General features: G+C 51.6%; 21 protein-coding genes. 4 read left to right on the top strand and 17 right to left on the bottom strand.

Annotation, left to right across the window (positions count from 1 at the left end; genetic code table 11):
• The 3 genes from fapR to ACSFXJ_RS15910 form a co-directional block, all read right to left on the bottom strand.
• Positions 1-573, bottom strand: coding sequence for a transcription factor FapR (fapR, locus tag ACSFXJ_RS15900; protein WP_435925782.1), 573 nt, complete (start codon positions 571-573; stop codon positions 1-3).
• A gap of 388 nt (positions 574-961) precedes the next feature.
• Entirely contained in the window at positions 962-1,135 is a 174-nt protein-coding gene (gene rpmF, locus ACSFXJ_RS15905; RefSeq protein WP_018750828.1) for a 50S ribosomal protein L32, read from the bottom strand.
• Positions 1,136-1,187: 52 nt separating this feature from the next.
• Complete coding sequence (locus ACSFXJ_RS15910; RefSeq protein ID WP_435921311.1) at positions 1,188-1,706, bottom strand: YceD family protein; 519 nt, start codon at positions 1,704-1,706, stop codon at positions 1,188-1,190.
• A gap of 148 nt (positions 1,707-1,854) precedes the next feature.
• Here ACSFXJ_RS15910 and ACSFXJ_RS15915 point away from each other — a divergent pair, with 148 nt between their 5' ends.
• Positions 1,855-3,090 (top strand): nucleotidyltransferase, encoded by a 1,236-nt coding sequence (locus ACSFXJ_RS15915; RefSeq protein WP_435921312.1) that lies wholly within the window; start codon positions 1,855-1,857, stop codon positions 3,088-3,090.
• Between the two features lies 1 nt (position 3,091).
• Here the strand turns inward: ACSFXJ_RS15915 and ACSFXJ_RS15920 are convergent, their stop codons facing one another.
• On the bottom strand, positions 3,092-4,120 hold the full coding sequence (locus ACSFXJ_RS15920; protein WP_435921313.1) for a SepM family pheromone-processing serine protease: 1,029 nt from the start codon (positions 4,118-4,120) through the stop codon (positions 3,092-3,094).
• Between the two features lie 110 nt (positions 4,121-4,230).
• On the opposite strand from ACSFXJ_RS15920, the gene ACSFXJ_RS15925 reads away from it, so the two are divergent.
• Entirely contained in the window at positions 4,231-5,460 is a 1,230-nt protein-coding gene (locus tag ACSFXJ_RS15925) for a nucleoside recognition domain-containing protein (RefSeq protein ID WP_435921314.1), read from the top strand.
• 19 nt (positions 5,461-5,479) lie between these two features.
• Here the strand turns inward: ACSFXJ_RS15925 and coaD are convergent, their stop codons facing one another.
• The 7 genes from coaD to gpmA form a co-directional block, all read right to left on the bottom strand.
• The gene (gene coaD / locus ACSFXJ_RS15930) at positions 5,480-5,983 is read right to left on the bottom strand and encodes a pantetheine-phosphate adenylyltransferase (protein WP_435921315.1); all 504 of its coding nucleotides are present in this window, start codon (positions 5,981-5,983) and stop codon (positions 5,480-5,482) included.
• A 32-nt stretch (positions 5,984-6,015) separates the two neighbouring features.
• On the bottom strand, positions 6,016-6,579 hold the full coding sequence (rsmD, locus tag ACSFXJ_RS15935; RefSeq protein ID WP_435921316.1) for a 16S rRNA (guanine(966)-N(2))-methyltransferase RsmD: 564 nt from the start codon (positions 6,577-6,579) through the stop codon (positions 6,016-6,018).
• Between the two features lie 470 nt (positions 6,580-7,049).
• Positions 7,050-7,523 (bottom strand): IS200/IS605 family transposase, encoded by a 474-nt coding sequence (gene tnpA, locus ACSFXJ_RS15940; protein ID WP_148450401.1) that lies wholly within the window; start codon positions 7,521-7,523, stop codon positions 7,050-7,052.
• Between the two features lie 198 nt (positions 7,524-7,721).
• Positions 7,722-8,498, bottom strand: coding sequence for a glutamate racemase (gene murI, locus ACSFXJ_RS15945; protein ID WP_435921317.1), 777 nt, complete (start codon positions 8,496-8,498; stop codon positions 7,722-7,724).
• A gap of 111 nt (positions 8,499-8,609) precedes the next feature.
• Positions 8,610-9,005 (bottom strand): hypothetical protein, encoded by a 396-nt coding sequence (locus ACSFXJ_RS15950; RefSeq protein WP_435921318.1) that lies wholly within the window; start codon positions 9,003-9,005, stop codon positions 8,610-8,612.
• A 199-nt stretch (positions 9,006-9,204) separates the two neighbouring features.
• The gene (locus tag ACSFXJ_RS15955) at positions 9,205-9,918 is read right to left on the bottom strand and encodes a glycoside hydrolase family 73 protein (protein WP_435921319.1); all 714 of its coding nucleotides are present in this window, start codon (positions 9,916-9,918) and stop codon (positions 9,205-9,207) included.
• Between the two features lie 73 nt (positions 9,919-9,991).
• Positions 9,992-10,741: a 2,3-diphosphoglycerate-dependent phosphoglycerate mutase gene (gpmA, locus tag ACSFXJ_RS15960; RefSeq protein WP_435921320.1), complete on the bottom strand. Its 750-nt coding sequence runs from the start codon at positions 10,739-10,741 to the stop codon at positions 9,992-9,994.
• A 115-nt stretch (positions 10,742-10,856) separates the two neighbouring features.
• On the opposite strand from gpmA, the gene ACSFXJ_RS15965 reads away from it, so the two are divergent.
• Together ACSFXJ_RS15965 and ACSFXJ_RS15970 are read left to right on the top strand one after the other, a co-directional pair.
• On the top strand, positions 10,857-11,330 hold the full coding sequence (locus ACSFXJ_RS15965; protein WP_435921321.1) for a hypothetical protein: 474 nt from the start codon (positions 10,857-10,859) through the stop codon (positions 11,328-11,330).
• A gap of 169 nt (positions 11,331-11,499) precedes the next feature.
• Positions 11,500-12,174 carry a tetratricopeptide repeat protein gene (locus ACSFXJ_RS15970; protein WP_435921322.1) on the top strand — a complete coding sequence of 225 codons (675 nt, stop codon included), beginning with the start codon at positions 11,500-11,502 and terminating at the stop codon, positions 12,172-12,174.
• 102 nt (positions 12,175-12,276) lie between these two features.
• On the opposite strand, the gene ACSFXJ_RS15975 is transcribed toward ACSFXJ_RS15970, so the two are convergent.
• The 6 genes from ACSFXJ_RS15975 to ACSFXJ_RS16000 form a co-directional block, all read right to left on the bottom strand.
• Entirely contained in the window at positions 12,277-15,423 is a 3,147-nt protein-coding gene (locus tag ACSFXJ_RS15975) for an MMPL family transporter (protein ID WP_435921323.1), read from the bottom strand.
• Positions 15,420-15,869 carry a MarR family winged helix-turn-helix transcriptional regulator gene (locus ACSFXJ_RS15980; protein ID WP_435921324.1) on the bottom strand — a complete coding sequence of 150 codons (450 nt, stop codon included), beginning with the start codon at positions 15,867-15,869 and terminating at the stop codon, positions 15,420-15,422. Before ACSFXJ_RS15980 ends, ACSFXJ_RS15975 begins: the two co-directional genes overlap by 4 nt.
• A 155-nt stretch (positions 15,870-16,024) precedes the next feature.
• Positions 16,025-16,459 carry a GNAT family N-acetyltransferase gene (locus tag ACSFXJ_RS15985; RefSeq protein WP_435921325.1) on the bottom strand — a complete coding sequence of 145 codons (435 nt, stop codon included), beginning with the start codon at positions 16,457-16,459 and terminating at the stop codon, positions 16,025-16,027.
• Between the two features lie 18 nt (positions 16,460-16,477).
• Positions 16,478-17,149 carry a ribose-5-phosphate isomerase RpiA gene (gene rpiA, locus ACSFXJ_RS15990; protein ID WP_435921326.1) on the bottom strand — a complete coding sequence of 224 codons (672 nt, stop codon included), beginning with the start codon at positions 17,147-17,149 and terminating at the stop codon, positions 16,478-16,480.
• A 203-nt stretch (positions 17,150-17,352) separates the two neighbouring features.
• Positions 17,353-18,033: a DsbA family protein gene (locus tag ACSFXJ_RS15995; protein WP_435921327.1), complete on the bottom strand. Its 681-nt coding sequence runs from the start codon at positions 18,031-18,033 to the stop codon at positions 17,353-17,355.
• An 81-nt stretch (positions 18,034-18,114) separates the two neighbouring features.
• Positions 18,115-19,377: an MFS transporter gene (locus tag ACSFXJ_RS16000; RefSeq protein ID WP_435921328.1), complete on the bottom strand. Its 1,263-nt coding sequence runs from the start codon at positions 19,375-19,377 to the stop codon at positions 18,115-18,117.
• Positions 19,378-19,391: the final 14 nt, after the last annotated feature.

Raw genomic sequence — 19,391 nt, forward strand, 5'->3', positions numbered from 1 at the left:
TCAAATGTCCCCGGCGGTCGAACGATAGATGACAAAATTGCCTTGGAACACCATTTCTTCACCGACATAAGTAAAAACTTCGACCTTTGCCTTGCCCTTGTTGCCCGACATCGGTCGAACATAGGCTTTGGCGATGCATTTCTCGCCAAGATGAACCGACCGGATAAACCGGATATCCGCGGAAAACGTCAATGCGATCTCGTCATTGATCACAGCGACAGCCAGCGAGTTCGCCTGAGCGAACACGTGATGTCCGCGGGCGATGCCTGTCCGGGAAAACACATGCTCCTCGCGGATTTCGAAAATGGAGATTCCGCTCTTGTCCAACTGCAAATCCACGATATCCCCGATCACTTCATGCAACGGCAAGGAGCGAACTTGGTCGTAAGACCGTTCGGCCATCAGCTTCATGCGCTCCCTAAGTTCGGGAATGCCCAGTTCCAGCCGGTCCAGCCGGATCGTCTGAATGCTTACTTTCAGCTGCCTGGTCAGCTCCTGATCCGTAACAAACGGATTATCTTCTATGATTTTCACGAGCTGCTGCTGCCTCGCTCTCTTAGGTAAGCGTTCGATGGGTATCCCCCCCTTTTGCGACAGGCAATATATAAAAATGCCACTTCATTTTAGAACCTGGTACTAATGCTAAGTATAGAGCATCTCCCTTGAAAAAGAAAGTGGAGAACGCCTGAATGCATATCGAAAGGCCTTTCGCCTTGTCTACGGATTCTTCTCACAAACCTTTTCACGGCAGGCAGCGCATTCCGCATGCGTCAGGCCCGCCAACCGGATTAACCGGGGAATCGGGCGTTGATACTGCATTTTATGCGCTGAATAATTGAATTTGAATCTATGAATAGATTTAATTGCAAGAAATTTCAATTCAACATAGCCCATGTTGTTAAAAAAAATAGCACCTCATCGGAATGAGATGCTATTTGAGTTCCGAGTCATCATCCAATGATTATTGGTTGATGATTTCTCTCGATTTGTATGTTCCGCAAACTTTGCAAACGTGGTGAGCAAGCTTCAATTCTCCGCATTGTTCACATTTTACCATGCCCGGCACAGCCAATTTGAAGTGCGTGCGGCGTTTGTCGCGGCGCGTTTTGGACGTTCTCCGTTGAGGTACTGCCATGGTTCCCACCTCCTTATTCAAGTCAACCCGGGTTACGGTTTGTTTACATCAATTAATCTTTTTTGAAAAAATCACTGAGCGAGGCCAAACGTGGATCAATCCGTTCCGTATTGCAGCCGCAATCCCGCTCGTTCCGATCGGTTCCGCAAGAAGGGCATAACCCTTTGCAGTCTTCCTTGCACAAGGCCGCATACGGCAGATTCAGAAGAAAGGCCTCTTCAACGAACGGCACCAGGTCCACCTGATCCTCGGCCACCCACTGAACGTCCTCGTCTTCACCCTGCGCTTCCGCCTCGGGATGATCGCTTTGCTTGAAGCTTTCTTCAAATTCGATATCGACTTTGTGAACCAAGGGCTTCAGACACCGCGAACAGGACATGTCCAATTCGCCGGCAAGTCTGCCGGTCACTTTCACGACGCCTCCGCTTTCGGATTCAGCTTGCAAATCCACTTGCAGCGGCCCGGCTCCGGAAATATCCTTCCGTCCCTTGACTACACGGCTCACATCCAGGACCTGATGGAACTCCACCGGTCTGTCGGTTGAGGCCAACTGACGAAAATGTATAATCACGAATATCACTCCAAACAAACAAAAATTATTATACCGATTTAAAGCAAGTTTTGTCAACCGTCCGGCGGGATTTCTTCTGATGATGCAAGTTTTAACCGCCGATATGGTATATTCATATCAATATACCAAAGTGCAAAGGTGATATCCATTGAATATCGTCGGATTGATTGTCGAATATAATCCGCTCCATAACGGGCATGCCTATCACTTCGCGGAAGCGAAGCGGCTCTCCGGGGCCGAAGCGGTCGTCGCCGTCATGAGCGGGGACTTCCTCCAGCGCGGGGAGCCCGCGATCGTGAGCAAGTGGGCAAGAACCGAAATGGCGCTTTCCCTGGGCGTAGATGTGGTGATCGAACTGCCGGTAGCCTATGCGGTGCAACCGGCCGAATGGTTCGCTCACGGCGCTGTCGCCCTGCTGGAAGCGACCGGCGTCGTGACGCACTTGTGCTTCGGCAGCGAGGCCGGAGCGCTTGAGGCGCTGGAGCCGCTCGCCGCGCGGCTGGCGGACGAGAGCGCCGCCCTGAAGGCGGCGGTGGCCGAGGAGCTCGCCACGGGGGCGAGCTACCCCGCCGCCTACGCCGCCGCGGCCGCGCGCACCAGCGCCGGCGCGGACGGGGAAGCCGCCGCTGCGCGCGCGATCCTGATGCAGCCCAACAACAGCTTGGGGCTGCACTACATGATCGCGCTGCGGCGGCTTGGCAGCGGCATCGCCCCGCTCACCGTGCGGCGGCGGGCCGCGGGCTTCCACGACGCGGCGCCGACGGACGCCGCGATTGCCAGCGCCACCGCGGTGCGGGCGCTGATCGAAGGCGGCGGGCTGGACGCCGCCGCCCCGTATCTACCGCCGGCGTCGGCGGCGGTATTGGCCCGCGAATTCGCCGCAGGCCGCGGGCCGATGACATGGGACAGCTTGGCGCAGCCGCTGTTCCATCGTTTGCTCCTCTGCTCGCCCGAGGAGCTCGCCGCCCATCATGAGATGACCGAAGGGCTCGAATACCGGATCAAAAAAGTGCTGCCCGAGTTGGAGCAGCCTTCTGTCTCAGCTTTGTTGGACAAGCTGAAAACAAAGCGCTATACCCGGACCAAGCTGCAGCGCACCCTGCTGCATGTATTGCTCCAGCATGACCGCACGCTGCTGTCTCCGTCCGCCTTGGCCGGCGGGCCAGGGTATCTGCGGGTGCTTGGATTCAGCGAAACAGGCAGGCTGCTGCTAAAGCGGATGAAAAAAACCGCGTCCCTTCCGATCGTCACCCGCGCGGCCTCTTTCGACCATCCGCAGCTCTCGCTAGACCTGCGTGCATCGGCCGTTTATGCAAACGCCATGTCTCGGCCAAGCGTCCGGGAAATGTTCCTGGATTACCGCCAGCCTCCGATCAGGTTATAACTCAAGCCGCCGGGGATAGACCCTCCAAATAGTCGAGCGCGTCGCCAACCTGCTTTACCGGGACCAGCTTCATGCGGCTTTTGATCTCGTCGGCTTTGGCTTTGGCCTCTTTATAATTGTCTTCCGGTACGAAAAATATATCCGCATGCTCCCGTTCGGAAGCGACGATTTTGAATTGTACCCCGCCGATCGGGCCGACGCTTCCGTCTTCGGACATCGTTCCCGTTCCGGCGATCCGGTACCCCTTGCTCAGGTCGCCAGGGGTCAACTGATTATAAATTTCGAGCGTAAACATGAGGCCTGCGGAAGGTCCGCCGATTTGCGTATCGGCAAACTCCACCTCTTTGTCCGGTTCTTTCGGCTCGACCTTTCTCACTTCTCCGACGCTGACGCCGAGCCCGGCTTTGGGCTGTCCGTTTTCCTCGCCGATTTGCACCAGCTCAACTTCTTGCTTGATGCTCTTTCCTTTGCGTTCCAATTCAACCGCTACTTTGTCTCCGGCCGACTTACCCGTTAACGCCCCGGCCATTTTCTCGAACCTGTCGATCGTCTCGCCGTTTACCTTTCGGATCACATCCCCGGGATGAAAATCCCCCTTCGGCGCGATAGTTTTGGAAAAACCGACGACAAATACATACTCCGGAACGACGTCGAAATCAATTTTCGCCTGGTTATACGCCGCCATAACGGCGTTGGATTGCGAACTGCTCATATAATAACGCTGCTGCGTTTCATATTCCTCATCATTTCGATCGGGTTCCTTGCGAATAATTTCGGCATGCTTTTTGAACTGGGTCGTAATCAGCATCGCAATATTCGCGTAGCTGACCGATACCGTCGTCAGCATGAACGTCCCTTTTTCCTCGGGATCGCCTCCCTTTACGCTGACCATCGGTTTGATTTCGTCCGCCGATCCGGGCTGATGGATCATGTAGGGCGTGGGCATGTAGACAACGACATAAATTAATACCACAAGCGATATAAAGTATAATCCCGCCTTTATGGCAGTGGATCTTGATTTCCATACCATGAAAATCCCCCTCTCCCGCGGAGCGTCTTCCCGGCTAAAGGCATGTACTCCGCCAGCTTTGCATATCTTGTACCAGTTATCCCATTTCTAATGAAGAAGGTGACGAACCCATGCACAGCGAGCGCCGTACCGGCGGCAGCCTCCAAGCGACCTTCCTGTTCGGGCTTTCCGCCCTCCTGATCGCTTTCTGTATCGTTTATGCCCCGAGCGAAGCTTTCCAAGCCTCCGGACAAGGGCTTGCCATCTGGTGGAGAATCGTTTTCCCCGCCCTGCTGCCCTTTCTGGTACTGTCCGAAATATTGCTTGCCAGCGGTTTTGCCCATGGAGTCGGCGTCCTTCTGGAGCCTTTGACCCGCAGATACCTCGGCCTCCCCGGGCCGTTCGCCTGGGTGCTTCCGCTGGGGCTGACAGCCGGCTTTCCCGCTGCCGCCCAGGCTGCGGCGACACTTCACAAGCAAGGCAAAATTTCCGCGAAAGAGGCGGAAAGGATGGCGGGGGCCGCCCACTTTGCCAGTCCGATGCTGCTCGTTGTCGTCATCGGAACCGGGTTTATGGGTCGTGAAGAGCTCGGCCTTCTGCTGCTGGCGATTCATTGGATTTCCGGAATCGCCTCGGGGGTCACCATGCATCTGCTGGCCTCAAGCCCGCGATCACGCCGCCGGCTGTCGGAGAATCAGCAACCAAGCTTGGAACCGAAAAAACCGGCGCTATCCCGGTTTCGAAAAGCCGCGATTCATATGGAGGAAGCCCGCCGGGAAGACGGACGCGGCTTCGGCAAACTGCTCGGCGATGCCGTGTCCTCGTCCGTGCAGACACTCATGACGACAGGGGGATACATGCTTATTTTCGCGGTCCTGGTTCATGTGCTTGCTTCCGTTTTACCCGGCTGGATCCCCTCCTTCGGTTTGTCCGGATTGCTGGAGGTTCATTTGGGTTCACATGCGGCAGCACAAATCCAGGCGCCTCCCGCGATCCTGTGCGCCCTCATCGGCGCCATCCTCGGGTGGAGCGGAATGTGCGCATATCTGCAAGTCAGATCCCAGCTTAAACCGGCCGGAATCGGTACACGCACTTTTGTATTATACCGGTTAGTACACGGTGCTTATGCCTATGTATTCACGCTATTGCTTTGGCGTCCGCTATCCGGATGGCTCCCGGGCATTCTCCCCGCATCCGCCGTTGCTGACCTGTCGTCGACCTCTGCCGATAGGGCGACCGGCTTGGTGCCCGACTGGAAAACCATTGCGGAGACGGTTCAGTTCCAGTTCTGGCTGATGCTCATTCTCTGCGCGGCCATTTTGGGCTTATCCTTGTTCAGAACCGCTCGCAAAACAAGGTGAAGTTATTGACTGCCTACTTCTAATTGCTGAATTTTACTTTCAGCGCCTGCTCCACTTCCGAAGGAACGAGATCGCTGACGTCGCCATGGAAGCTGGCGATTTCTTTTACGATGCTGGAGCTTAAATAGGAATACTTCGGATTCGTCATCATAAAAATCGTCTCCACCTCGCTGTTCAGCTTATGATTTGTCGAGGCGAGCTGAAGCTCGTATTCAAAATCCGTCACCGACCGGATGCCCCTAACGATGACATGCGCATGCTTGTAATCCATATAGTTCACCAACAGATCGCGGAAGCTGTCGATCTCCACATTCGGCAAATGGGCTGTAGAGGAACGAAGCAATTGTTTTCGCTCTTCCACCGTAAATAGCGGATTTTTGCTGAGATTGTTCAATACAGCGACGATCAGGACATCAAACTGTTTGGATGCGCGCTGAATGATATCCATATGACCTTTCGTTACCGGATCGAAGCTTCCGGGATAAACCGCGATGCGCGGCGTTTTTTGCTGGTGTTCCATCATTCATCCTCCTCGTCCGGCCTCCTCAGACCGGACTAATTCAATTGCGTTTCATAGTTGTAAATCGATAGGGTGGTTTCTCCGTATTCAGCCTTTCGCACTTCCGAAAAAGGACCGAACCGGTCCGGATACGCAAAGGACGACTCGTATTCCAAAACGATAGTCGCTCCGGGGTTCAGCAGATTCAGATGATCCATCGCTTCCATCAGCTTGTCCCCATGCTTTAAACGGTAAGGCGGGTCGAGAAATACGAGATCAAATTTCGCTTCGCGTTTGGCAAGTGCTTTCAATGCCCTTTCCGCGTCATTTTTATATACTTCGGCCTGAGTTTCAAAGCCGGCCGTTTTCAGATTGGATCGTACTACCTCTATGCTTTTAAAATCCAGGTCGATAAATACCGCTCTATCCATTCCGCGGCTCAGCGCCTCGATCCCGAGGCCCCCCGTCCCCGCGAACAAATCCAGCGCGGTACCTCCGTCAAAATAAGGGCCGATGATGCTGAACAAAGCTTCTTTCACCTTGTCCGTCGTCGGCCTAGTCCCCATACCCGGGACCGCCTTCAGCGTTCTCCCCCGGGCACTGCCGGATATCACTCTCATGCTGTTTCCCTTCCTTTTCCCTCAAATGCCTGTCGATATCGTACCACATTCCTATATGGAATGAAAAATGGGATTCCCGCAAAAATTTTAGAGCCGATGTATAAACGCCTTCAGATCGGAAACAATTGAACTATCGACATCACAAATGTCGTAGACAACCGCGGAGAAGACTTACGTTTCCCCATAAGCTCTTCGTCCGGTTTCTCCTCTCCCATGATGGGCGCCCCGCAAGGGGTGCCCGGACAAAAGCCTTTGTAGCCAGGTTTTCTACGAAGGTTTTTGTCCTTTTTTTATGGATTGATGACCAATTGATATCCAAGTCCACCTCAATCATAACCACCCGTCCAACGGGTGGTTTGCTCTTGGGGTATAACCCCCTGTTGCCAAACTGCGCCTAAAGACGCTAGCCTGACAATAAAATTGTTCAGGCTCAGTGTTATTTGTCACTTTCACTTACCAGTTAAACTGGTTTACTTCTTCTTGCTGCTGTTCCTGCTGAAGGGATCTTCATACTCTTTCACGCTCAGTTTATCAATTGCTTGATCATGTGCTTCTTGCTCACGTATATATTTTGCGACGGTGGCCTCATTTAAGCCAACAGTACTGACGTAATATCCTTCCGCCCAAAATTTCCGATTCCCATACTTATACTTTAAGCTCGCGTGTTTCTCGAATATCATCAACGAGCTTTTTCCCTTCAGATATCCCATAAATGATGATACTGAGATTTTTGGGGGAATTGCTACTAACATATGTACATGATCCGGCATCATGTGGCCCTCTATTATCTCCACTCCCTTGTATTTACACAAACGCTTGAAAATCTCGATCAAGTCTTTTCTCACTTGATTATAAATTTCTTTCCGTCTATACTTCGGGGTGAACACAATGTGGTATTTGCACATCCACTTCGTGTGAGCTAGACTATAGCTCTTGTTTGCCATCTAAGACCATTCCTTTCATTATTGAGCCTGAACATCTCAATTTTATTGGAATGGTCTTGTTGGTCAAACCCTTGATCCCTCCACCCGCATAGCGGGTGGTTTTTTGTTTCGCACGCTTCGCGAGCTCAACTGGCTAAAGCCGCAATAAAAAAACCGCTCAAGAGAGCGGTCAAGGATGGCTGTACGGCCATTTACCAACTATACTTCATCTAATATTTTTAAAAGACGATGATAATTTGAAATCGTGAATGTATCATCAACTTTAACATCGGATTTAAAAAACAGGATGTCGCCCGAGCCTTGGTTCACCTGATTTTTGTTTTCGAGTATCCGTTTTAAATTTTTTGCGGTTCCATAGCTTCCCGAGATGAAGTCGACTCCTTCAGGAAATACCTTCTTCAACGTTCTTTCAAAGTAAGGAAAATGGGTGCATCCGAGAACTACCGTACCGTACTGATGCAAATCATAAACGGATAGTTCTTTTTCCAAGTAAGGCATTACTTTATTCTCATCGAATTCAAAATTTTCAGCGAACTGAACAAGTCCCGGAAGCGGTAAACTGTCAACGATTTCACCATGATCTATCCGATGAACCAGATCATTATATTTCTTTTCTTTTAATGTGAGCCGTGTGGCTAATACCAACACCTTCTTCTGCCTTCCCTCCCACTTCTCAACCGCCGGTTTTACGGCCGGCTCAATACCCAGTATGGGGAAATCGTATTGGTCCCGAAGCTCTTCAATAACGATGCTGGTGGCAGTATTACAAGCAAGAACCAATGCTTTCACATTTTGTCCGGCTATAAATTCTGCGGCATTCAAAATATACTTTCTCACGTCTTCCTTCGATTTCTCTCCATAAGGAACATGTGAAGTGTCTGCATAATAGAGGTAGTCTTCATTTGGCAAGAGTCTCAACGCTTGATGAAGTACAGTTAAACCGCCTATGCCGGAATCGAAAAATCCTATCCTCATCGTTTCACTCTTCTCTTTTTTATAAAAATTTTATCATTTATGATGACGAAAAAAAATAACCGGAGGGTCTCCAGTTATTTTAATGCCAATCTTCTTTTTTGGTTCGGCCGTTTACACCAGCACCGGCTGTGCGATCAAACCGCGCTGGAGATCCAGCTCTTTTTTTACATTGGTAAATACGTCTTCGAGCGAAGGGCCCCAAAGAAGATTCTCCTGCTTCAAATAGGACTTTACCTCCGCACAGCTTTGTTCGAAAATTTCAATATAACCGCTTGCTTTCTTTTCCATTTGCTCGATGGCTTGCTTGATCAAGGATATATAATCATGATAAAGTTCGGATTGAAAGTTTCGGGATTCCGGGGACAGATCGGACCAAGTAAAGGCGCCGCCTTCCACACATTCGGATGAGCCCTGGACATATTCTATGCTGCAATGCACGAAGATAAAAATACGAAGCCGCTCTTCCAGCGATTTGTATCGTTCCTTTAACAGCTCAATCGACTCCATTTAAGCACACTCCTTTCGAAATACAGCCTGTCCGGCGGAAAGTGGGAGTCTTTTTTGCGGTTTCTCGGCGTTCTTACTTCCAAGTATAAATCTATTTCGACAAATTGTATAGGAACAATTTACAAAAACGTAACTTTTACATTAAAAAATTTTCATTTATAGAAAAAACTCCGTCCGGTAGGAACGGAGTTTTTATGCATTATTTGGATTCGTTTTTGTCGAACAATCCTCTGCGATGCATAATGGTAATAATGCGGTAAAAATCATAGCTTCCGGTTTCCGTCTCATTGATCAAAGGCTTGCGCTTATCATAGTTTACCGCGGCTTGGACCGCCTCTTTAGCCCAGGCCGGCAGCTTCATTTCCGCTCTTTGTTCCAATTCTTCGATTTTCTCCGCTTGACGGCGCACCGCCTCCTGCAACGCCTCAAATTGCTTCTTCTCTTCGGCTGTCATCGGATCATCCCCTCCCTGCGTATCGAACCTGAATAGATCATATTTCTCCATCAGCGAGATCAATTTGCCCGCATATTCGGGATCCGTCGCGTAACCGGCCGAAGCCACAAGATAAGCCGCCTGTCTTCCGGTGCGGTGAAGAAGTCCGGCATATCTGGAAGTTTGGAGCAATCTGGAATGGTCCGCAATGGATTCCGCCCAAGAACCATATTTCCGGAATCGGGCGTTCTCCCGCCGGGCTACGCCGCCCCGGTACTCGGTTGTCGGCATAAGAACGCTGCCGGCGGGGCCGGTCCCTTTGATTCCGAACAAATTGTTGGCCTTCCGGGTAAGCTCACTGTTTCCCCAATTCGACTCCAATGCGGCTTGGGCGATGGTCAGGGAAGCCGGAACTCCGCTTTCATGCCAGTCTTGAACCGCATCCTTAGCAATCGCAGCGATAAATTCAGTCCTGTTCATCTCATCACCTCTGATTCTATGATATGAACAGATGCAAAAAATCGATTGGACATCCTCACTGCATCATATAACCTTATTCCATAATTTTATCGGGATCGGCCGCTTTCTCGAGTTTATGCTCCACTTTTCTTTCATTGCCAAGATAATATTTTTCAAGCGGTTTTAGGCGTTCATCAAGCGTATAGATCAAGGGCGTAGCCGTTGGGATATTGACGTCGACGATTTCCTGGGCGCTTAAATTGTCCAGGTATTTGATCAAAGCTCTCAGACTGTTACCGTGAGCGGCGATAATCACTTTTTTGCCGGACAAAATCTGCGGTTTGATTTCCCGTTCCCAATAATCCTCGACTCTCACAATCGTGTCCTTGAGGCTTTCCGTTAACGGAATAAACCTGTCCGGGACGTCCTTATATTTCACGTCGTTCCGGGGGTACCTCTCATCCCCCTTCGTCAATGCAGGCGGATGTACTTCATAACCCCGACGCCACAGATGCACTTGTTCTTCACCGTACTGTTTAGCCGTGGCCAATTTGCTCAGACCCTGAAGCGCACCATAATGGCGCTCGTTCAGCTGCCAGGTTTTATGCACCGGGATCCAAAGCAGATTCATCGCATCCAAAACAAAATACAGCGTTTTGATCGCCCGTTTCAGATAAGATGTATAGGCCACATCAAACTCGAAATTTTCTTTTTTCAACATGATCCCGGCTTCCTTTGCTTCCTCTACCCCCTTCAGGGATAAATCCACATCGGTCCAACCCGTAAACAGATTCGATTTGTTCCATTCGCTCTCACCGTGTCTGATAAGTACCAATTTGTACATGTATATCCATCCTTTCCTATCTCGTTTACCCCCGTCGGATCGAATATCCAAATTTATGCCGGGCATTCTAATCTCTGAAACCACAACCATGTTTAATAAGGGAGGATTATTATCCGTGTTTAACAACGTTTCTCCGCAAGTCCATGAAATCGAGCAGCACATCAGACAATTGGAACAGCAAACCCGCCAAGCATCCGCCATGTATCAACAATTGTTGGAGCAAGAGCAGCAAAATGCGTCCCAATTGGAGCAATTGGCCCAACGCGAACGCAAAACCGCGCAAACGATCCAAATGGCGCTGCAGGGACATCAAACCGCCATGCAACACTATCAGCAGATCGTTCAATTGGCCGGACAAATCGAACATAACTCCCAGTCCGCCATCGGCAGCAGCTTCGGCAGCACCGAATATCGCCAGCCTGAAATCGGCCTCCGTTCTTTCGGCAGCCGCGGTTTCGGACAAACGGCAACCGGGCAGCAAGGCTCATTCGGGCAAGGTTCGGTAGGCAGCCAATTCGGACAAGGTTCCGCTGGCAGCCAATTCGGAGCAAGCAACAACGCGGGCGTACAAATGCGGGGATACCAATAACAAACGATAAACTTGAAGCCGCCTTTACTAGGCGGCTTCTTTGCTTGCCCGAAAAATCCGCCATACTTTTTATTAATACCCCAAGAAAGTAATTCCTATTTATCTGACCGTGGTTTGATTGTTCATCTGTGATATAATGGGAAATTATGTACAAAGGATGGTTTAAACAATGAGCAAGGTTATGTTATTTGTCTTTTTATCATGGTTAACGGGAAATCCGCTGATTGCGATCATTATTCTACTTGCTATCATATACTTCCTGGATCGGAGATTCGTCGGCGTCTTCCCCAGCATTTCGAAACCGTTCCGGCGGCAGCGTCAAGTTTCGAAGCTGCGTCAACAACTGGCAATGAGTCCGTTCGATGTGTCTTCAAAAAGGGAGCTTGCCCGTTTGCTGCTTGAGAAAAAGAAATTCAAGGAGGCTTGCGAACTTTTGGAAGAAGTCAAGCCGCATTCGGAGTTATCGGCGGAATACTGGGACGACCTTGGGACCGCATTGCTCGGACTCGGCCGGCTGGAAGAAGGGGAAACGCATATTTTGCACGCTTTAAGTCTTAATGAACGGGTCAAATACGGGCAGCCTTATCTGCATTTGGCCTCCGCCTTCCGGGATAAGGACCCCGAAAAAGCGCTCAGGTATGCGGCCAGTTACGGGGAAATTCAATCCTCCTCCAGCGAAGCCTGCTATTTGCTCGGCAGCCTGTACCAATCGCTGGGGCGCAAGGAAGAGGCTAAACGGGCTTTGAAGGAATCCCTCGCCATTTACCGCAGCTTACCGAAATACAAAAAACGCCATGAGCGGAAATGGGCCGTACGCAGCTATTTTAAGTCACTTACGATATAGTGTATGCTCGACAATCAATTTATCCAAAAAAGAGGCGCTCGCCTCAAGCGGTTCGTCGTCGCTTGAGGGAGCGCCTCTTCTTCGTATAGTCTATTGCAGGTGTTACCGGGAATTGCCGGACCCGGCGTTGCGCCGGTGGAACGGCCACCAGTTGAGCCCGCCGAACATTTTTACCATCACCGGAATAAAGAACGGCAGCACGATCACGGCATACAGCGCAAGACCGGTAAGCACGACCGTCGCGATTTGCAGCATGGAAAGCACGCCCGACGGGTACATCGACGCCATCGTTCCGCCCAAAATAACGGCGGCGGACAAAATGACCGTACCCATATTTTTCATGGAGTGCAAAATCGCGTCTCCGATGTTCCATTCCTTGTTTTCGTTAAAGCGGTCCATCAGGAAGATGGAGTAATCCACCCCGAGGGCGACCAGGATGACAAAGCCGAAAAACGGCGTTGCCCAGCTGACTCCCGAATAGTGCAGCAGATCGACGAATACCCATTCGGTGAAGCCCATCGAAGCATAAAATGTCAGAACCAGGGAGGCGATCAGATAGATCGGCATCACCAGGGAACGAAGCAGAACGACAAGGATAATGAAGATCCCGGCAAGCATCAGTACCACCGTCCGCGAATAATCCGCATTGGAGATCGTCTTCAGGTCATTAAACGTACTGGATACGCCGCTGGCCGCGATTTTCGCGTTCTCCAGCTCCGTCCCTTTCACCGCTTTTTCCACCGCTTGGATAATCGAATCGACGTTCTCGATCGCTTCCCTGCCGTAAGGGTTGCTTGAGAAAACGACGTCCATGGTCATTACTTTGCGGTCCGGGGACAAGTACGTATCGAAAATTTGCGTCATTTGCTCGTTCTTCATCGCTTCTTCCGGCACGTACCAGCCGCTAAGATCCCCATCGGCCGTACCGACTTCATTCAGGTAGTCCTGAGCCGTTTCCAAGCCGCCAGAAACCTGCGCCAGACCGTCCACGCTCTGGTTCAGTCCATCCGTCAATTGCGAAATTTGACCCGAGAACTGGCTGAACCCGGTTTGGATTTGTTGCTGCCCTTGCTGAATTTGTCCAAGACCGGTTACCACTTCCGGAATTTTGCTGACGATATGTCCCTGTCCCGAGGCCGCTTGGTCCAGACCGGTTTCCAGCTCGGTCAGCCCGGCGATCACTTGATCCAGTCCGCCGGCCAGCTGCTCGCTTCCGCCCGCGGCGGCCTCGTAGCCTTGGTTCGCTTGATCCAATCCTGCGGTAATCTTGGAGAACTCCGTTTCCATTTGCGCAAGGCCTGCGGAAATTTGCGGCAACCCCTTACCGGTCTCCGTCACGGTCCCGCGGATCGTTAGGTAGTCCTCATCCGCGGCCAGTTCCGGATATTTGCTTTCGAGATTTGCAAAACGGGAGGTCAGCCCGGACAGCCCTTGCGCCGCCGTATCCAATTGCTCGCGGATTTGGCCGATCCCTCCGCCGAATTGGGTGAGGCCGCTACCGATCTGCTGATAGGATTTCAGCAATTGATCATGCGCTCCCGCCAATTCCTGTGCGCTTTTCTTCACCTGCTGGAGTCCCTTTTTCAATGCTCCCGCCCCGTTCGAGCCATCCTCGATCCCTTTCTCGATCGCGGACAATCCGCTTTGAAGCTGAGCGATTCCATCCTTCAGCTTGCCGGTGCCTTCAGCCAGCTTGCCGGTGCTTGCCGCGGCTTCCTTCAGCTTGGGTTCGTTCTCCGTCAACGACGTGCTGGCTTCGGCAAGACCGGTCTGGATTTTCGCAAGTCCTTCGTGACCTTGCCCCAGCCCGTCGCCTACCGTTTTCACTTGGCTGTTCAGTTCAAAATCCTTGATTTCATCCCCTGTCGGGCGGCTCATGCTGCGCACGCTGGCGACGCCTTCCACGCCCGTCACCTCACGGCTGATTTTTTCTGTCAGTGCCATATAAGCGGCCGTGTCCATCGGCTCGTCGTTTTGAATGACTACCTTGGTCGGCAATGATTCACCCGGTTCAAAGCTTTCGGATATGATATTGTACGCTTTCACCGACTCATACTCGTCACCGATTTCTTCCATGCTGTTAAACGATACATTTCCGCTGTAACTGATCAGGAACGGCACGGTCACCGCAGCCACGATCAGCAGAGCGGCCCAAGGACGCTTCAGCGAGAAGGAGCCGATTGCGCCCCAGAACCGGTTTTCCTTATGTTCAAGCGAACCTTTCAGCGGCCAGAACAGCTTCGTTCCGAGCACCGCCATAAAAAACGGCACGATCGTCACGAGCGCGATCAGCATGACCGCGATCCCTACGGCTACCGCCACGGCGGACCGGTACAGCATAAATTGCGACAATCCGATAGCCGAAAAGCCGACCAGAACGGCGAGCCCCGAGAAGAAGACCGTTTTCCCGGCCGTCCGGTACGTTTGAATGATCGCTTCCCATGTATCCGCCCCATGTTGCAGCTCTTCTTTAAACCGGCTGATCAGCAAAATGCAGTAATCGGTTCCGATCCCGAACATGACCGCCACCATAAAGATCTGGGTATAAGTCGAGATCGGAAAATCGACCGTATCGATCAGGAATGCGACGATCGATTGGGAGACGATATAGCTGATTCCGACCGTCAGCAGCGGAACGAACGGCGCAATGACCGAGCGGAACACGATAAATAGGATGATCAGGATGAAGATGACCGTAAAATATTCCGATTTTTTCAAACCCTGTTCCGAGCTGACGACCATGTCCTCGTTAATCTGTTCTTGCCCCGTCAAATAATGCTCGATGTTTACCGTATCCAGCGCCTGATGAATATCCTTTTCCACGTCAGGCAGCGGCCGTTCTCCCACTTTGACGGAGAGGGAAGTCAGCATCGTTTTGCCGTCGGCCGAGATCATCTTCTCCGCCGCTTCCGGCGTCGAAAAAGGATCGGTTATGGACACGATGCCAAGCTGCGCCATTTGCCCGCGCAATCCGGTCAAAGCCGTTTCGACTTCTTTTTTCTCCGCATCCGTTATCGCTTGATCCGAGTGAAAGACGAGCGCGATCTGCGTCTCTTTCTCCCCGCCCTTTGCATCCGAAATGTCCGCCAAAATCGCCGAAGCGGTGGAGGACGAATATCCTTCGGGAACGGTGATATCCCCTTTTTCCCGAACCAAATCCGCCATCGGCGGCGCCGTCAAGACCAATAGAACCGCCGCGGCGATCCATACCAAAACGACGGCCCAGCGCGCTCTCAATATCAATTTCAAGACTCCCCACTTCCTTCTCCCAGTAATTTGGCGAGTTTCTCGAAGGCACCGAGAAATCCCTCCACTTCCTCTTCTCCAAAATGGCCGAGATAGGCGGACAATGTCTCTACAATTTTAGCCTGCGTCCTCGTATAAATGTCCATCCCTCGTTCGGTTACGGACAAGTAAACGACCCTCCGATCGTCTTCATCCCGGGTTCGCTCCAGAATCCCCTTATCGGCGAGTCTTGTAATAATAGCGGTAATCGAGCTCTTCCCGACGACAAACGCCTCAGCCAGCTCCGTGGACGTGACCCTTCCGTGCATGATGATGTAATCGATAATCTGATACTGTTCCATCGTCATATCGTCATGCAGCACTTCCCGGATTTCGCCATGCATTCGTTTGCTTACCGTAAAAAAAGCAGCCATATAACGTTCGATCAGCCTTTTTAAGTCCTGCTCCAACCCAGCTCCTCCCATCCGTTTTCTCTCTTGTCCAATAAAGTTCTACTATAAAACAGTTTCACAATAGAACTATATTAAATTTGTGGGCTCCCGTCAATGAGTGCCATCGGCATAAAAAAACGGCAAACCCCGATAATCCGGTGCTTGCCGTTCGTTTAATTTTCTTCCTCGGCTTCCGCCTCGTAAAAGCAGCGGAACATCTCCGCGCCGCCGGCCTGGCCGATAAATCCGCTCACGCTGAATCCGATGTTGCGAAAGAAATCCGCCCCTTCATCGTCGGTAACCGCGGTAACGGTCTGCGGCTTTTTAAGCAAAAGCATGTCCAAAATCATGCCTCGCCCATAACCCTTCAACCGGTCCTCGGGTCGAACGGCCAGATGCAGGATGTTTAACTGCCCTTGATTATCCTGCTCGACGCCGATCAGGCCGATCCTTTCCCCTTCATCTTCATAAGCGTACAGCTCGGCGTTCCGGGAAGAACCATATGTTTTCCAAGCCTGTTCCTCAAGCTCCGGTTCGAACCCGACCGCATATTCCATCAGTTCACGGATCTCCGGCTTCGGAGGAAATTCGGTAATTTGTACAAGCACGGCAAGTCCTCCTTAGCTTTATTTCTCGATCACTTCGGTGCGGCCATCGTCATATCCGATGACCACCGTATCCGCGATGCCGACGAACAAACCGTGATCCACCACGCCGGTGATCCTGCTAAGCTCTTCGCTGAGGCGTGCCGGAGACTCGATGATCCCGAACGAGGCATCCGCGATATAGTTTCCGTTGTCCGTGACATAAAGCTCTCCGTCGCGGGTCCGCATCTCGAACGGTACGCCATAACGGCTTTGCAGCTGGCGAAGCGTCCATTCGTAGCAGAACGGTACGATTTCGATCGGAAGCTTGAATTTCCCCAAATGCGGCACCGACTTGCCGCTGTCCGCGATGACGATAAAACGGTCGCTGTTGATGGCCACGACCTTCTCCCGCAGCAGGGCACCGCCGCCTCCCTTGATCAGCGACATGTCCGGATCCACTTCATCCGCTCCGTCGATCGCTATATCCAGCCGATCCACTTCCGATGCTTGAATAAGCGGAATCCCATACTTCTTTGCAAGCTCTTCCGACGCGTTCGAGGTTGCAATCGCCCGAATTTGCAGTCCATTCGCTACTCTCTCGCCAATTTTCTCAATGGCGTAATAAGCCGTGGACCCCGTACCCAAACCGACGATCATCCCGTCCTGGACCCATTCGGCAGCCCGGTAACCCGCTGCTTGTTTTGCATTCATTGCTATAACGCCTCCCGAAAGTGTAATTGCCAAAATGCTCTCCCATCCAAATTATCCGGAGGAAAACAGTACGAAAATCTATGTAACAAACAGTCCCGATGACTGCGAATCAGCTAATATCATATCAAAAATCCCCGTAAAAAAGAACAGCGAACCGCGATTCCCGGGACAAGTCCCAAAGCCGCTTTGTTCGCTGCAATTGATTACCGGTTTCCGATGGCGTCCTGAATTCCTGCAAAGGAAGCATCCTCAGCCATGACCCCGTTGACAAACACGGTCGGCGTCCCGTCCACCGCGTGGTTCTCCGCGATTTCGATATCCTTTTCGATATTTGCCGCATATTTACGGTCATCCAGTTCCTTGATGAACCGCTCAAGGTCGGCACCCTGAATGTTTTCTTGAACGAGCCGAACGATAAAGTCCCTGTTTGCCCATTCGTCACGCTTGTCCCCCTGGTGCTTCATCATGAGATCGAAATACGTCCAGAACAGGTCCTGATCCTGCTGGTACAGCGTTTCGCCGGCCAAGGCCGCCAGGGTTGAATCCGGCGCGAGGAAAGGCATATCGATATAGTAATAAACAGCCTTTCCGGTATCCAGGTACTCCCGCTTCAGTTCGGGGAGCACTTCATCCTTCCAATGTTTGCAAGCCGGACACTTGTAATCGGCAAACTCCACGATTTGGATATCCGCATCCGGATCGCCGATATAGGGCTGGTAGTTTAGGTTAAAATCGTCAGAGCCCGCCTTTTCCACTGGTACACCGTCATCAAAGTCGCCTGCCGCCTTCTTGTCTTGGCTCAAGTAATTGACGGCAAGCAGAATCCCCAGCAAAATCACCGCGATTCCGAGAAACCACCCTATCCCCCCACGTCGATTGTTCATTCATATTCCCCCAGACATAAATCATCCATTTCTCACAATTGTAGGAAATGTCTGAGGCGGGCGGCTAGGAAATAAATCACCTTAAACTTGCCGGATAGGACGAGGCATTTTGCCCTTGCTTTTGGATTTCGGTTCGCCGCCTTTCCCCTTGTCCGGTTCCGGTTTGACTTTGATCAGCTGCAGGATGACCGCGACGAGGGATACCGCTCCGATCACGATAAACATCATCATATGGCCCGAGTTCATGAGAATCGTAATGACGGGAGGGCCAAGGGAGACTCCGATAAATCTCATGCTGCTGTATAAGGAGGTGATCGTTCCTCTTAGTTCTTTATCGATTCCTTCCGTAATCAGCGCGTCCGAACTAGGCAGAACGATTCCGATTCCGGCGCCGCATACGAACAAGCAGGCAATCACGTAATAAATATTGTTGAAAAAGCTGATTCCGAACAATGCGGCTGTCGCCAACACGAGTCCGGCCACCCCGCTCCATTTCATCAAAGGTTTGTTTTTGCCGATTTTTTTGCCCGTCAAATACGACGCCAGACAAAGCGCAGCCAGCGGGATCGCGAGCACAAGCCCTTTCAGGACGCCGTCCAATCCGTATTTCGTCTCGAGTTGGTCCGACAAATAAAACAACACTCCAAACAATAAGAACATGCAGATGCAACCGATGGCGAAAATCGCGTAGATCCAACGCCCCTTGGAAGCCAGCACTTTCTTCACGGATTTCAAAAAAGGCTTCAACGGCTTGACCTCATGCTTCCGTTCAGGCTCCTTGACAAAAAACAGGACAAGCAGCAGCGAAACGAGACAAAGGACCGGAATGGACAGAAACGGAGCGTACCAAATCCAGGCACCCAGCAATGCGCCGAGAATCGGGCTCAGTACCTTACCAAACGTATTGGCCGTTTCAATAATTCCCAGGCCGTGGCTCACATCGTCTTCATCGCTGAACATATCGCCGACAAGCGGCAAAACGATGGGGAATGCGCCCGCTGCGCCAACCCCCTGTAAGAGGCGGCCTGCAATGATAAGCCAATATACGAATGCACCGTCCCCGAACCATGGGGCAACGCCTGAAATCGCGCCGCCGACCCCGGCGATCAGGAGGCTCGGAACGATGATTTTTTTGCGGCCCCACTTATCGGAAAGATATCCGGCGACGGGAATAAGCAATATCGCAACCACTGCATACACCGTAATAATCATGCTGACTTGAAAAGAAGACACATTCAGTTTGCGGGATATTTCCGGCAAAACCGGGATCAGCATGGAATTGCCTAATGTCATGATGAGCGGAATGGATGCAAGCGCAGCGAGATCCCCTTTTTTTTCGTCCATCGTTCCTTCGGCCA

The sequence above is a fragment of the Paenibacillus salivarius genome, from assembly GCF_051307165.1.
GTDB lineage: Bacteria > Bacillota > Bacilli > Paenibacillales > Paenibacillaceae > Fontibacillus.